Source organism: Brumimicrobium aurantiacum (genome assembly GCF_003402975.1).
In the GTDB taxonomy this organism is placed as follows: Bacteria; Bacteroidota; Bacteroidia; order Flavobacteriales_D; family Crocinitomicaceae; genus Brumimicrobium; species Brumimicrobium aurantiacum.
Window position 1 is genome coordinate 395079 of sequence record NZ_QURB01000001.1, and the last position, 14707, is coordinate 409785.

General features: G+C 34.8%; 14 protein-coding genes. 8 read left to right on the forward strand and 6 right to left on the reverse strand.

The window, feature by feature from the left end:
• Positions 1–7 precede the first annotated feature (7 nt).
• Positions 8–418 (reverse strand): DoxX family protein, encoded by a 411-nt coding sequence (locus tag DXU93_RS01770; protein WP_116879820.1) that lies wholly within the window; start codon positions 416–418, stop codon positions 8–10.
• 155 nt (positions 419–573) lie between these two features.
• Here DXU93_RS01770 and DXU93_RS01775 point away from each other — a divergent pair, with 155 nt between their 5' ends.
• Both DXU93_RS01775 and DXU93_RS01780 read left to right on the forward strand, forming a co-directional pair.
• Positions 574–1641, forward strand: coding sequence for a sensor histidine kinase (locus DXU93_RS01775; RefSeq protein WP_240623404.1), 1068 nt, complete (start codon positions 574–576; stop codon positions 1639–1641).
• 6 nt (positions 1642–1647) lie between these two features.
• A complete protein-coding gene (locus DXU93_RS01780; RefSeq protein WP_116879523.1) occupies positions 1648–2334 on the forward strand; it encodes a LytR/AlgR family response regulator transcription factor in 687 nt (228 codons plus the stop codon).
• A gap of 3 nt (positions 2335–2337) precedes the next feature.
• Here the strand turns inward: DXU93_RS01780 and DXU93_RS01785 are convergent, their stop codons facing one another.
• The 4 genes from DXU93_RS01785 to fbp all read right to left on the reverse strand — a co-directional run bounded on the left by DXU93_RS01785 (position 2338) and on the right by fbp (position 5939).
• Complete coding sequence (locus tag DXU93_RS01785; RefSeq protein ID WP_116879524.1) at positions 2338–2835, reverse strand: GNAT family N-acetyltransferase; 498 nt, start codon at positions 2833–2835, stop codon at positions 2338–2340.
• A gap of 373 nt (positions 2836–3208) precedes the next feature.
• The gene (locus DXU93_RS01790) at positions 3209–4162 is read right to left on the reverse strand and encodes a DMT family transporter (protein ID WP_116879525.1); all 954 of its coding nucleotides are present in this window, start codon (positions 4160–4162) and stop codon (positions 3209–3211) included.
• A 275-nt stretch (positions 4163–4437) separates the two neighbouring features.
• Positions 4438–4794, reverse strand: coding sequence for an arsenate reductase family protein (locus DXU93_RS01795; protein ID WP_116879526.1), 357 nt, complete (start codon positions 4792–4794; stop codon positions 4438–4440).
• 122 nt (positions 4795–4916) lie between these two features.
• Entirely contained in the window at positions 4917–5939 is a 1023-nt protein-coding gene (gene fbp, locus DXU93_RS01800; RefSeq protein WP_116879527.1) for a class 1 fructose-bisphosphatase, read from the reverse strand.
• Between the two features lie 362 nt (positions 5940–6301).
• Between fbp and DXU93_RS01805 the strand changes: the two genes are divergently transcribed.
• The 6 genes from DXU93_RS01805 (at position 6302) to DXU93_RS01830 (ending at position 12415) form a co-directional block, all read left to right on the forward strand.
• Complete coding sequence (locus DXU93_RS01805; RefSeq protein WP_116879528.1) at positions 6302–6940, forward strand: Crp/Fnr family transcriptional regulator; 639 nt, start codon at positions 6302–6304, stop codon at positions 6938–6940.
• 102 nt (positions 6941–7042) lie between these two features.
• Positions 7043–7972 carry an ABC transporter ATP-binding protein gene (locus DXU93_RS01810; RefSeq protein ID WP_116879529.1) on the forward strand — a complete coding sequence of 310 codons (930 nt, stop codon included), beginning with the start codon at positions 7043–7045 and terminating at the stop codon, positions 7970–7972.
• The gene (locus DXU93_RS01815; RefSeq protein ID WP_123776017.1) at positions 7965–9275 is read left to right on the forward strand and encodes an ABC transporter permease; all 1311 of its coding nucleotides are present in this window, start codon (positions 7965–7967) and stop codon (positions 9273–9275) included. Before DXU93_RS01810 ends, DXU93_RS01815 begins: the two co-directional genes overlap by 8 nt.
• Entirely contained in the window at positions 9276–10190 is a 915-nt protein-coding gene (locus DXU93_RS01820) for a Ppx/GppA phosphatase family protein (protein WP_116879531.1), read from the forward strand.
• Complete coding sequence (locus DXU93_RS01825) at positions 10165–10929, forward strand: ATP-binding cassette domain-containing protein (protein WP_116879532.1); 765 nt, start codon at positions 10165–10167, stop codon at positions 10927–10929. The genes DXU93_RS01820 and DXU93_RS01825 overlap by 26 nt, the downstream gene beginning before the upstream one ends.
• Positions 10922–12415 carry a glycine betaine ABC transporter substrate-binding protein gene (locus DXU93_RS01830; protein WP_116879533.1) on the forward strand — a complete coding sequence of 498 codons (1494 nt, stop codon included), beginning with the start codon at positions 10922–10924 and terminating at the stop codon, positions 12413–12415. Before DXU93_RS01825 ends, DXU93_RS01830 begins: the two co-directional genes overlap by 8 nt.
• A 110-nt stretch (positions 12416–12525) precedes the next feature.
• Here the strand turns inward: DXU93_RS01830 and metG are convergent, their stop codons facing one another.
• Positions 12526–14616, reverse strand: a complete 2091-nt coding sequence (gene metG, locus DXU93_RS01835) for a methionine--tRNA ligase (protein ID WP_116879534.1) — start codon at positions 14614–14616, stop codon at positions 12526–12528.
• Between the last annotated feature and the right edge of the window lie 91 nt (positions 14617–14707).

Here is a 14707-nt window from a genome sequence, read left to right on the forward strand (position 1 = left end):
CACAATTTTATTTATTAGATTTAATTAAAGCGTCAATTGAAAATTTTCCAGGTCCAGTAAAAAACAAAGCAACAAACCCTACGAAATAAAGAAATGCTTTTTCCATTCCTCCAAAGCCATCAGCAAAATGAACATAAAAAGTTGCAACAGCCATAGTTATCAATAATGGAATCAAGGCCCATCTGGTTAAGAGTCCAAAAATCAATAAGGAACTACAAAACACTTCCGCAAAAACAGCCATGATCATTGACGTCATTGGTCCAAAACCAAAAGGATCTGCAAATTGTATTTCACCACCTTCAATAAGATTAGACCATTTACCTAATCCATGCCCTAGCAACATTGCTAAACCAATTGAAATCCTCAACAACAACAAACCAATTCCGTTAAGGTTTTCCTTATTTATCACCTTATTCATTCTTTCACTTTTCACAATCGCAAAAAAAGGAAGTTTAAATGGGTTTAAAAAATTCAATCCGTTCAACGACATATTTGACCCCGTCAATAACATTGAATCAAAAAAATATCGCTTTTTTTTCCTTATTTCACCGATTACAGGATTGAAATGGTCGTTTGGCAGATTGCATTTCAACACAACTTTCTATTTGTTATCTTTACCCATTGATGAATAAAATACAACTCAATAAAAGAACAATTTCTGAAATCATCTTCCAGATTATTTTAAACGGAATTGTTTTTATCTTTTTTGCTTTTGAGAAGCGAAATCCTGTAATAGAAACGCATAAGCTATTCTTTTATCTCAACTTTGCTGTCGCTGCTTTGGTCATCAATTATGCTTTACTTCCCAAGTTTTTATACAAAGGGCGATATCTTCCATTTATTATTTATGCCTTAGTAATTGTCGGGCTGGTCATCTTTATTGAAGAGGCTATTTTGGAGAAGATTTATTATCCCGATACACGCGGAAGAAAATTCCTCGGTGTTATGTTTAATTTAATGGGAACTCTGCCCACTTTAACTGTTTTGGTTGGATTTAAATTTGGTTGGGATGCCTTGTCCAACAAACGTAAGGTTGAAGAGTTGAAAAGCTCTGTAAAAGAAAGCGAATTGAACTATTTAAAGTCACAAATCAATCCGCATTTCTTGTTCAACAACTTAAATAATTTATATGCACATGCTGTTGAAGAATCACCAAAAACCCCAGATATTATTCTAGAATTATCGGATGTTTTGCGTTACATGTTGTATGAATGTAAAGCCGATTATGTTCCACTCGATAAGGAGATTAAGCAATTAAAAAGTTATGTCAATTTAAGTGAACTTCAAATCGAAGGGCGAGCAAAAGTGAATTTTAAAACCCAAAACATTACTGGTTCTAATCGAATTGCGCCATTAATTTTAATTGTCTTTATTGAAAATGCATTTAAACACAGCGCTTCGAGTTTAAGTGACAACATTGTGATTGATATCAATATTGAAAAAACAGAAGAAGACCAACTTCGTTTCCATTGTCAAAATACATACAGTTCAACCTCAAACACCTCAAGTTTAGAAGGTGGAATTGGGCTTTCGAATGTCAAAAAACGACTTCAATTACTCTATCCACAAGCACATGAATTAACAATCTCTGAAGGAAACGGTGAAGTTTATACTGTTGATTTAACAATTGATTTAAATTAATAAAACATGAAATGTATAATCATTGAAGATCAATTACCAGCCCAACGGATTTTAAAGAAATTCATTTCGGATTATGAAAGCTTAAATTTGATAGGCGTTTTCAATAATGGAATTGAAGCCATGGAATTTGTCAACAAAAACGAAGTCGATTTGATGTTTTTAGATATTCACCTTCCCAAGCTATCTGGAATAGATTTTTTAAAGGCATTAAACAATCCTCCGCAAGTGATTTTTACCACGGCTTTTTCTGAATTTGCACTGGAAGGTTATGAATTAAATGTGGTCGATTATTTACTCAAACCCTTTTCTTTTCAACGCTTTGTTCAAGCGGTTTCTAAGGTTAGAACAACAAAAGAAGAAAACGGAAATCATGAACAAGCAAAAAAAGATGTATTCATTAAAAGTGGCTTTGAGCACATCAGAATCAAAATTAATGAAATCAACTATATCATGTCCGATGCCGATTATACCGAAGTTCATTTAGAAAATGCCAAACACCTTTCTACTGAAACTTTGCGTTATTGGGAGCAAACGCTTCCCGAACAACAGTTTAAAAGAGTTCATAAATCCTACATCGTGAATACAGAGAAAGTGCTGAAAGTCTCAGGAAATCAAATTTATCTCGAAAACAAGAAGATCATTCCACTTGGGAGGGCTTTTAAAAATGGCTTTTTGGAAAGATTCATTGGGTGATTTTTACTTCAACAAAAGCTGCATAAACAACAAGTCCAGCCATTTTTCGAACTTAAATCCAACTTCTTTAAAAGTACCTACTTCTGTAAATCCAAACTTTTTGTGAAATTCAATACTGCGTTCATTTGAAGCATCCACACCAGCAATCATTGTATGAAAACCACCTTTCTTTGCTAAGGTAATAAGTCCTTGCAAAAGTTGTTTACCGATTCCGTGGGTTCTAAAATCTTTGTCCACATATATTGAATGTTCAACACTGAATTGATAACCGTCAAAAGGTCTGAAAATCCCGAAAGTTCCATAGCCAATCACACCATTTTCACCCTCTGCAACAATCACAGGCATTCCATCTTTCTTTTTTTGCTTTAACCAATTAAGCTGAAAATCATATGTCCTTTCTTTGTAATCATAAACAACCGTTGAATTGAGAATTTCATAATTGATGATTTCAAGAATTCTTTCCACATCCCTTTCTTCGGCTTCCCTAATTACTATTTCCATGGCTTAATAAAATTGGATATCTCTAACTCTCATTGAACTCGCATTTTTCATTTAAGTGAGTATATGATACTTTACAGTAAAAGTAGAGTTAAACTTCAATTCTCCATAAAAAACATGGATTTATTAAATATGATATATAATTATATCTCAAGATGTGAGAACAGATAGGATTCATGAAGCAAGAAGTCCGTGACCATCCTAATTCACCAAAGATGAAAATCCGTGGGCATCCGCGTTGCTTGCATCCGTGTTCCCGAAAGTTTTCGGGACCGCGTTCCATTACAGCGCAAACCATTTGCTAGGAAATAGAGCATAAATAATTTCATTGCTGATTAAAGTCTTGATAGGCACCTTTCACCCGATTCCAACAGTATCATGATTTTTTCTTCAACCTCTCCCTCTCCTTTTGATCCCTCCTCAAATTATAACTCGATCTCGAAATCATAAACACACCAGCGAATATCATCAGCATGTAAAGGATTTTTTCTAGACTAATGGCACCGATAAAGTTTTCTGTCCAACCAATATAGGCAAACAAAAAAGTAAAGAACATTACCAAAACAGGTTGCGAATAGATATAGCTACCACTAACACTTGGCGAGACATGCTTTAATGAAAAAGTATTCAATAGATAGGTGAAAAAGGTCGCTCCGATTACGATAAATGCAATTTTCAACCAAATAACTTTAGGAAACAATTGAAAATCTGCCGCAAAAACATCTGTCCACACCTGAGGATACATCATGATAAACACCAAGCCGAACATAAAATTGAAAGTAATCACAGTCATTGGTTTGTACTTGTTCATCAATGGTTTTACCAACACCAAATAGATTCCGAAAGAAAGTGCATTGATAAAAATATAAAGATCCCCAAGCGAAGAGTCAAACTGTGGTTGCTTCCCTATGGTTGTTAAGGCTATTGCTCCAATTGCACCCAGAACAACTCCAATTCCTTTGAGTTTGGTGATTTTTTCTTTAAGAATGAAATAGGATAAGATAACCACTAAAATTGGAGTGGATGTCATGATAATCCCCACATTCATTGGAGAAGTCAACGCTAGTCCATTAAAGAAAAACAATTGATTCAAACATACACCAAACAAACCTGTTACCGCTAAAAGTGGGATATCTTTTTTATCAACTTTTTCACGAATAAATAAAAAATAAATCGCCACAAAAAGTAGGGTTGTAATTGCACCGCGTACTAAAATTAATCCACTTGGACCTAAATAATCTGGCGTTACTCCTTTGGCTAAAAGGTGATTTGCACCATAAATGGCGTTGAGGGTGAAGAGCGCGATATGCGCGAGGATTACTTTATTCATTTAATATTCTAACAGATGTATTTTCAATATCATTCCACTTTTTTTTCATTGCCAAAAAAAAGTTCGCAAAAAAAGTCTAGCGCTGTATGTTTCTCCTATCTTAAATTCTTGTAAACTGATAATGTCGGTGATTTCCTTCGACAAGCTCCGGAACTTCCTCCATTATTAGCAGTTCCCAATTCATTTAAGTTTCGTCTAAACATAATGCGCAGTCCTAAAAACTAAGATTAGATTTCTAACTTTAATCTTTCCTACATTTAATGCAACAATTTTAACTAACTCCCGTGATAAGCTTTTTTTGCTGCTTCAACAGTTTTTTTCGCATTTCCAACAAAAACCTCATCTTCTAGAATGATAAAAGGTCTTTTCAAGAAAGTGTATTCCTCTAAAATGTATTTTTTGAAGTCGTCTTCTGAAAGGTCCATTTCATTCAATCCCATTGAACGATATTTCATTGCTCTTTTAGAAAATAAAGCTTCATAAGAGCCTACTTTTTCTTTGATAAAGTCCAATGTTTGCTCGTCAATATTTTCTTTTTTGATGTCATGTAATTCAACATCGTCACCTAACTCCAATTCTTTTAAAATGCGTTGATTGGTGTTACAAGAAGATAAATGATATATTTTTTTCATGATAGAATGATTGTTTTTGAATTGCAAAAAATGATTTTAAAGACAAAATCCTCTTCCTCGTTCCCTTCAGTCAATCGACGGAGAGAGATAAAGGAGGAGGATTACTTGTTTTAGTATTCTGACTAAACGGTAATTTTCGCTTCTTTATGTTTCAACAAGCTCATTGCTTTTTCAACCATTTGTGTCGAACCTACATAATAACCACATCTTTCGTGTAATTCTTTTGGCTCGATATCCATAATTCTTTGGTGACCATCTGTTGCAATTCCTCCTGCTTGTTCAGCAATAAATGCCAATGGATTACATTCGTAAAGCAATCTCAATCGACCTTCTGGACAATTGTTTGTTGTTGGGTACACATAAATCCCACCTTTCAATAAATTACGGTGAAAATCAGCGACCAAAGAACCAATATATCTTCCTGAATACGGTCTTCCTGTTGAAGAATCATCTTCACGACAGTATTGCGCATATTCTTTTAATCCTGGATCACAACGGTCAAGGTTTCCTTCGTTGATTGAATAAATTCTTCCTGTTTCAGGAGATTTAATGTCTTTATGCGATAAACAAAATTCACCGATAGAAGGATCTAATGTAAATCCATTTACACCTTTTCCTGTAGTATAAACAAGCATAGTTGAGGAACCAAACAATACATATCCTGCAGCGATTTGGTCAGCTCCTTTTTGTAAGAAATCTTCTTTTACAGCTTTTGTTCCTGGTTCAGAAACTCTTCTATAAATTGAGAAAATTGTTCCAATAGAAACATTCACATCGATATTTGAAGATCCATCTAAAGGATCAAAAAGTACAACGTATTTTCCATTTTTTGAAGCTTCATCATCGAAAGCAACAAAATCGTCATTTTCTTCAGAAGCAATACCACAAACCTCTTCTCCAGATTTAAACGCAGCGATAAAAGCATCATCTGCAATTACATCCAACTTCTGTTGTTCCTCACCTTGAACGTTTGTTTCACCTTTCGCTCCCAAAATATCAACCAATCCAGCTCGATTTACATCGCGGTTCACAATTTTAGAAGCGACAGCAATATCATTCAATAAATTCGTTAATTCTCCAGTTGCAAATGGAAAGTCTTTTTGACGTTCTAAGATAAATTCGTTCAGTGTGGTAATTTTCGACATAATACTTTATTTATTTTGCAAATATCGTGATTAGTAATGACATCTTACTAATTATTGATTATTAATTGTCGATTGAAAATTTGTATAACCTTAAAAAACGTTGACTGTTTTACCTAAAAATATTAACTATTCTACCATTACTTTGAAATTGAAAACGATATCATCTTTAAAGACTTTTAGTCACCTCAATAAATGAAGATTTTATACTAAAGAAGTCTTATTTTTTTTACAGGTTTGACCAAACCAAATCATACATTAACAATCTGCACTTTTCAATTGAAAAGTTATTCAACTTTTTAACTTATATTAAACAGAGCAAACTAAATCTATTGAAATGTCCAAAATTCGATTATTTTTGAAATATGGACATCATTAATCAATTTAGAAACACGTTCGAACCTCAACTTTTAGAAAAAATGAAAGAAGTGGGTTCAGAATTGGAAATCAAAGCAGGTGACGTAATATTAGATTACGGCGAAATTGTGCGCAATATGCCTATAATTGCAAAAGGAACGATAAAGGTTTCAAGACTTGACGAGGACGGAAAGGAAATCTTATTGTATTATGTAAATTCCAAAGAAAGTTGTGCCATGACTTTCACTTGCTGCATGGAACAATTTCCTAGTGAAATTAAAGCCGTAGCCGAAGAGGATGTGGAAATGCTAACTATCCCAATCAAATTTATGGACGAATGGTTGATGACATATTCTACATGGAAAAGCTTTGTAATGGGTACTATACGAGGGCGTTTTAACGAGATGTTGAACACCATAGATCAAATTGCTTTTCAAAAATTAGACGAACGATTAAAGCATTATTTGCAACAAAAAGCGAAACTCTCAAACTCTAAATTATTGAATCTCTCACATGAAGAAATAGCACGTGATTTGGCGACTTCAAGAGTTGTAATTTCTAGATTATTAAAGAAATTAGAAAATGAAGATCTTCTCTTGTTGTACCGCAATCAAATCAAATTGTTATCCTCTTTTGAAATCGAATAATCATTTGATTCGAAACACTTCTCAATTAAACCGATTTAAGGTCAAAATTCATCTACGAATGTTGATTATTGCTTGTGAATGATTATTTTCACCCTACAAATTATGATTAACGTAGAGAACATTTCGAAATATATTCATCACCAAACCATCTTGGATGATGTAAGTTTCACTTTAGAAAAAGGTGAGATTCTCGGTCTACTTGGGCCAAATGGTGCAGGGAAAACAACTTTAATGCGCATTATCAATAAAATTACAAATCCCAGCAAAGGTTTTGTATCTTTTGATGGTGATTTAATGAAAGAACAACACCTCATCAATATTGGCTATTTGCCAGAAGAACGTGGTTTATATCAATCCATGACGGTTGAAAAACAAATGTTATTCTTGGGTAAATTAAGAGGTTTGTCAGCTACTGACACCAAAACTCAAATGGATTTTTGGCTAGAAAAATTTGATATTTCTGCATGGAGAAAGAAACGGATCGAAGAACTTTCCAAAGGAATGGCGCAAAAAGTACAGTTCATTTGTACGATTCTACACGAACCAGATGTACTTATTTTAGATGAGCCTTTTAGCGGATTTGACCCTATCAACATCGAGTTAATTCGTAAAGAACTTCTCGAATTCAAAAAGAAAGGAAAGTCGATTATTATTTCTACACACAATATGAATAATGTTGAAGAAATTTGTGATCGTGCCATTCTCATCAATAAAGGTCAGGTTGTTTTACAAGGTACCATTGATGAATTGCGTCAACAACATAAAGAAGATATTTACAAGATTTCATTCAAAGGAAATATGATTGCTTTTGCCAATGCACTTTGGGCTGGATACGAAATTATTGACAAGGAGGTTCACAGTGATGATACTTTCACGATTTACCTAAAAATGAGACAAGGAAACAAGATCAATGACCTGCTAAATGCTGTAATTGGACAAGTCGAAATCTCTAGTGTTGAAGAAGTTTTACCAAGTATGGAAAACGTTTTTGTAAAATCTATTAACGCTCAAAACGAAATAGAAAGTGAATAAGATTCTCCTCATAGCTAAACGTGAAATTGCAGAGCGATTCAACAATAGGTCATTCCGATGGCTGATGTTCTTAGGACCACTTTTCGTCTTGGGAATGGTTTATATTTTTTTAGCCACCACCACAACGAACAAGAAAGAATGGAATGTAATTCTATTTGATAAAAAAGAAATATTTGATACGAAAATCACTCCAAATCCACCGGAGAATCTTTCTTTCTTCTTCATTAATGCATTTATCGATTATGATGAATTTGCACATCAAGAAAAATATCAGAAATATGATATTTCGGTATGGATTAACGAGAAAATTGTCAGTAACAAAAAAGTCATGGTGACCTACCGGGAAAAGCTTCCTGAACACGTAAAACGCCAAATTATCTTTTTGGTAGAAAGACGTATGGAAGAAATCATGGTGGACCAATTTACCGATTTATCCGTAGAGAAGTTTAGGGAAATAAAACAATCTTTAAACTTTGATTTCCGTGATGCCTACGATCCAAAAAATGAAAAATCAAACACCGCAAGTTGGGTTGGATTTAGCTTTGGAGCATTAATTATTTTGTTTGTCTTCATGTTTGGAATGACCATCTTACGTAGTGTTTCAAGAGAAAAATCCAATCGAATAGTCGAAGTCTTACTATCCAGTGTGAACGCTAAACAACTCCTCACAGGTAAAGTATTAGGAATTGGATTTTCTGCAATTGTACAGTTTGCTGTTTGGACATTAATTGTTGGCGCTGGATTGGCCATTTTCCGTTCTACTGTATTCCCTGACATGTTTAGTGCTGAACTTGTTGCCGATGCTGTAAACAATGTCAACTATAGCGCTGAATTGGCTACACAAAGTCCATTCGTTGATTTAATTTTCAATCAAATTCAATACACCAACATGTTATTGTTCTTTGCCTTATTCTTCATCGGGGCTTACCTTTTCTACGGTGCATTTTTCGCAATGATTGGAGCTTCAATGGGTTCTGAATCGGATGGACAGCAATTCATTATTCCATTAAGTTTACTCTTATTGGCTTCTATTTTATCAGGATATTTTGTGGTTTATTCTCCTTCCACTACACTTGCGATGTGGTTGAGCTATATTCCTTTCACTTCTCCAATGGTGATGATGATTGAACTTTCTAATGGATTTGAAGACGGGAATGCATGGCAACTGTTTTTGTCCCTTGCTATTCTGTTCATCTCTGCTTTTTTAATGTTGATTTTGGCAGGAAGAATTTATAAAAATGGACTATTGCGATTCAACCACAGATTAAAGTTGAAGATGCTCATTAAATGGATGAAAAAATAAATGATGAAAGGCGCTGTTATAGATTTGGGAACCAACACTTTTGGATTGATCGTTTTTCAAAAAAACAATGGTCAGATTGAAGTTTTACATACTGACAAATCTTTTGTGAATTTGGGAGAAGGCGGAATTAATGCTAATAAAATAACCCAACAAGCAATGGACAGGGCTTATCGTTCAATTAGTCATTTCGTAGATGCTTGTCGTTCTTTTGGCGTTTATCCTGAACAAATTAGAGCCTTTGGAACATCTGCCCTACGTGATGCCAATAATGCACAAGAATTTCTAGATGAAATTAAAGCTCAACACGATTTAGAAATCCAATTAATTGACGGAAATCAAGAAGCGAAAATGGTTTACGAAGGCGTGAAAAATATTCATTATTTTAAGGAAAATACTTCATGTATTATGGATATTGGCGGTGGAAGCACAGAATTCACTGTAACGAACAAAAGCCAAATTCAAGACCAAAAAAGTTTCAATATTGGAATTTCTCGCATTACCCAATTATTTGAATTATCAGATCCATTATCCGCTGAAGATTTACAACGCATTGAATTGTTTTTAGCCTATCAAAGCAAGGACTATTTTCAAAACCTTAATGTAGATAGTCTCATTGGTGCAGCAGGAAGTTTTGAAACTTTTTTCTCAATGATGAATGAGACTTCAACTTATGCAAAAAACACGAGTCATATGCTACCGATGCAAGAATTAATGCAATGTTTAGAGCATCTAACGCATTCTGCCCGCAAGGAAAGAGACGAAAACTTTTGGATTGTAGATTACCGAAAAGAGATGATTAACGTGGCGGCTTTTAAGACCAAATGGGTACTTGAACAACTTGGAGCTACATCTTGTTATTTCTCTCCTTCAGGATTAAAGGAAGGAATTATTGCATACGCTTTTAAAGAATCATAAATCTTTACAACATATTTTAGAAGGCAAAAACATATCGAAACACTTTAACCAGACTATTGCACTAGATGACGTCTCTTTTGAGGTTAAAAAAGGAGAAACCTTGTCTATCATTGGAACGAGTGGAAGTGGAAAAAGTACTTTATTACGCACCTTAAATAGGTTAATTCCCATTTCTGGAGGTGAAATAAAATTTCGTGGTCAGAACATTCAAGAGATTCCAGAAATTGAATTGCGCCGACAAATAGGTTATGTTTTACAAGAACCCGCCTTATTTCCACATTGGACCGTAGAGAAAAATATTGCATTAGTACTTCAACTTTGTAATTGGCCAAAGGATAAAATAAGCGAGCGTGTAGAGGCCTTACTCAACTTAATGCAAATGCCACATGCAAAATATCGCAAACGATACCCTTCCGAACTAAGCGGTGGAGAAAAGCAACGTATTGGAATCGCACGTGCATTGGCCGCTTTTCCAGATTTAGTATTATTCGATGAACCCTTTTCAGCATTAGATCCCATAACCAAAGGAGAATTACAGCAAGAGGTCATACGTTTAAAAGATAAATTAAATACCACAAGCATTTTTGTTACCCATGATGTTAAAGAAGCTTATCTATTGGGCGATCGTGTTCTCATACTAAATCAAGGGAAAGCAATTCAAATCGGAACTCCAGAAGAAATTAGAAATCATCCTGCCAACGATTTTGTTAAGCAATTTATATCGACAGATTATGATTAATCCGCTGAAACTTATTTCGCTTTTTATGCTACTCCTTTTTGCAAAACAAAGTTGGACTCAAAGCATTACAATAGGATCAAAAAATCATCCAGAATCACGTTTATTAGGAGAAATTTTCGCTCAAACCATAGAACAGAATACCGATTTAAAGGTCAATCGACAATTTGGTCTCGGAGGAACTTTAATTTGTTTTGAGGCTTTAAGCAATGGTGAAATAGACCTCTACCCGGAATATACAGGTACGGTTCTCACCGCAATTTTAAAAGAGAAATATGAAGGACAATCTCCTCTTGAAATTTATAACTATATCGCCAAAGAAGTTGACCAACATCATGCATTTACCGCAGGTCCAACACTCGGTTTCAGTAATAGCTATGTTATCATCAGTCAGAAAAATCTCCAACTAAATAAAATTTCAGATTTAAAGAACAGAGATGATCTAAAATTAGGTTTCAGTAATGAATTTATTAAACGCGAAGATGGCTTCTTAGGACTCAATCGGTTTTATCAACTTCATTTATCCGCTCCTCGTGGAATTGATCACGGTCTCGCTTATAAGGCCCTTGAGGAAAACCAAATTGACATTACAGATGCCTACAGCACAGACGGAAGATTGGCTGCTTACAATTTTCAAGCATTAAAAGATGACAAAAGTTTCTTTCCTGATTATAGTGCATTTCCTTTAATCAAGAAAAGTACATTGGCGACTTATCCAAAATTAAAAGTAGCAATTGACCAATTAGAGAATCTACTCGATGCAGAGCAAATGCAAGCGCTGAATTATCAATATGAAATTGAGAAAAAATCCATTTCCGACATCGCTTTTCATTTTTTGTCTGGCCAAGGAATTGTGAATAAGAAATCAGAAAGTAAAAGTTTACATCCTATCATTTCACAAACCATCGAGCATATTCAATTGACTTTTCTCGCAACCTTCTTGGCTATCATATTGGCTATTCCACTCGCTGTGTTGATTACTGGACGTAAAAGAATAGCCGCTTTTATATTATCGATAACTGGAATTATACAAACCATTCCTTCTTTGGCACTGCTTGGATTTATGATTCCTTTATTTGGTATCGGCTTTACACCAGCAATCATAGCGCTATTGTTATATGCATTATTGCCTATTGTAAGAAATACCTACACAGGCTTAAATACAACGGATCCCATCCTCATAGAAGCAGGAAAAGCGATGGGAATGACCAATCGACAAATACTTTTAAAAGTAAGACTACCCCTAGCCATGGAAATGATTATGGCTGGTATCAGAACCGCTTTAACCATCAATATAGGAACTGCGACTTTAGCAGCATTTATTGGTGCTGGAGGTCTTGGAGATTCCATTATTACGGGAATCACCCTAAACGACAACGATTTAATTTTACGAGGTGCTATTCCAGCCGCAATACTAGCACTTGTTGCCGATCAAGGAATGGCTCTTGTAGAAAAAGCTGTTCGTCCAAAAGGGATAAAAAATGATTAAACTACTCTTGTCGATAATCAATTGCCCTAAACAATTATGAGCTAACCATATTTTTGAATTAGAATTTCCAAAACATTTGCAATGCAGCTAATGGAAATTCTAGGCAAAAACTATCTTATTTCCGCACCAACTTCCATGTCTTCTCCTGGCGCAATAAAGTTTAAGTTTCCTTTATCGTCTTCAGCCATTAAGATCATTCCGTTTGAAGTTACGCCACGTAATTTTCTTGGCGGTAAATTCATTAATACAGAAACCTTCTTACCGATGATTTCTTCTGCATCAAATTGTTTTGCAATTCCAGAAACAATTGTTCTTTGATCTAAGCCTGTATCAACTAACAATTCTAAAAGTTTATCCGCTTTCTTTACTTTCTTCGCTGAAAGAATTTTTCCAACACGGATATCCATCTTCAAGAATTCATCAAATTGAATATCCTCTTTTTGAGGTGCTACAACTTTTTCATCTTCGGCTTCAACTTCTTCTATTGACTCATTTTCTTTTTGAGATGCAGCCAATATTTCTTTCTCCTTTTCTATAAATTCATCATCGATTTTCGGGAAAAGAATTGAAGGTTTATTCGTTTTTGTTCCGGCAGGAAGTAGTTCAATTGAACCTGTTTGCTCCCATTTGAATGCTTCCATATTCAAAAAGCCTCTTAACTTCGCTGATGTCCCAGGAATAAAAGGATCGAAGAGAATAGAAAGGTTAGCAACAATCTGCAATGAAAGGTTTAAAATCGTTTCAACACGCTTTGGATCCGTTTTAATCACTTTCCAAGGCTCTGTTTCTGCCAAGTATCTATTACCAATTCTTGCCAAGGCCATCACCTCACTTTGTGCTTCTCTAATTTTATAATTGTAAAGTAATTCTTCCACCTTTGAAGGAACTTCTTTCATTGCATCAATCACTTTTTGATCTTCTGCTGTTAGTTCTCCCAATGCTGGAACAACACCATCATAATATTTGTTGGTCAATACCAAAGCTCGGTTTACAAAGTTCCCCAATACATCGGCCAATTCATTATTTACACGCGATTGGAAATCAACCCAAGTAAATTCACTGTCTTTACTTTCTGGCGCAATTGAAGTTAAAGTATATTTCAATTCATCCACTTTTTCGGGATGTCTTTCTAAATATTCGTGTAACCAAACCGCCCAATTTCTTGAAGTTGAGAATTTATCTCCTTCCAAGTTCAAGAATTCTGAGGCTGGAACATTGTCTGGTAAGATAAACTCACCGTGCTCTTTCAATAAAATCGGGAAAATGATCGCATGGAAAACAATGTTGTCTTTTCCTATAAAGTGAACCAATTTACGGTCACCCGTCCAATAGTCTTTCCAATCTTTATTGTTTGCTTTTGCCCAGTCTTTCGTTGCAGAAATATATCCAATTGGAGCATCCAACCAAACATAAAGTACTTTTCCATCGGCACCTTCAACAGGAACAGGAATTCCCCAATCCAAATCTCTGGTCATAGCACGTGGATGTAAACCACCATCAATCCAACTTAAACATTGTCCAAGGACTTGATTTCTCCATTTTTTTGGATCATGTTGAACTATTCCTTCAAGTTTACCTTCTTTAACCCATTCTCTCAACCAGTCTTCATGGCGTTCCATTGGCAAGAACCAGTGCGAAGTTTCTTTTAAAACTGGAGTTTTTCCACTTAAAGTTGAAACAGGATTTACTAAATCTGTTGGACTTAATGCGCTACCACATTTTTCACATTGATCTCCGTAAGCACCAGGGTTACCACATTTAGGGCATTCTCCAGAAATATATCTATCCGCTAAAAACTGTTGATGTTCTTCATCAAAATACTGCTCTGTTGTTTTTTGAGTAAACGCACCTTTATCATTTAAAACTTTAAAGAAATCTTGTGCAGTTTCTTTATGTGTAGCAGTAGTTGTTCTATCGAAAATATCAAATTGAATATCAAATTTCTCGAATGAATCAGAAATAATTTTATTGTATTTATCTACAATTGCTTGTGGCGTAATACCTTCTTTTTTCGCTCTTAATGTAATTGCAGCACCATGCTCATCACTTCCACTAATAAAAGCAACATCATGTTGTTTATGCTTTAGAAATCGCACGAAGATATCAGCAGGTAAGTAAACACCAGCCACGTGGCCTAAGTGAATTGGTCCATTTGCATAAGGCAAAGCAGCTGTTACAGTATATTTCTGTTTATTATTCATTGAATTCAATTTTTCTAGGCTACAAAGATAGGGAATCAATTACGAAAATAGATAATTACGAATTACGAATGTTTTAATTACGAATTGCACT

Bases quoted from the DNA above. Each gene is read 5' to 3' on its own strand.
- DXU93_RS01805 (WP_116879528.1), top strand. From the start codon at position 6,302: ATGGACATCATTAATCAATTTAGAAACACGTTCGAACCTCAACTTTTA.
- metG (WP_116879534.1), bottom strand. From the start codon at position 14,616: ATGAATAATAAACAGAAATATACTGTAACAGCTGCTTTGCCTTATGCA.
- DXU93_RS01820 (WP_116879531.1), top strand. From the start codon at position 9,276: ATGATGAAAGGCGCTGTTATAGATTTGGGAACCAACACTTTTGGATTG.
- DXU93_RS01785 (WP_116879524.1), bottom strand. From the start codon at position 2,835: ATGGAAATAGTAATTAGGGAAGCCGAAGAAAGGGATGTGGAAAGAATT.
- DXU93_RS01810 (WP_116879529.1), top strand. From the start codon at position 7,043: ATGATTAACGTAGAGAACATTTCGAAATATATTCATCACCAAACCATC.
- DXU93_RS01770 (WP_116879820.1), bottom strand. From the start codon at position 418: ATGAATAAGGTGATAAATAAGGAAAACCTTAACGGAATTGGTTTGTTG.
- DXU93_RS01790 (WP_116879525.1), bottom strand. From the start codon at position 4,162: ATGAATAAAGTAATCCTCGCGCATATCGCGCTCTTCACCCTCAACGCC.
- DXU93_RS01780 (WP_116879523.1), top strand. From the start codon at position 1,648: ATGAAATGTATAATCATTGAAGATCAATTACCAGCCCAACGGATTTTA.
- DXU93_RS01830 (WP_116879533.1), top strand. From the start codon at position 10,922: ATGATTAATCCGCTGAAACTTATTTCGCTTTTTATGCTACTCCTTTTT.
- DXU93_RS01795 (WP_116879526.1), bottom strand. From the start codon at position 4,794: ATGAAAAAAATATATCATTTATCTTCTTGTAACACCAATCAACGCATT.
- fbp (WP_116879527.1), bottom strand. From the start codon at position 5,939: ATGTCGAAAATTACCACACTGAACGAATTTATCTTAGAACGTCAAAAA.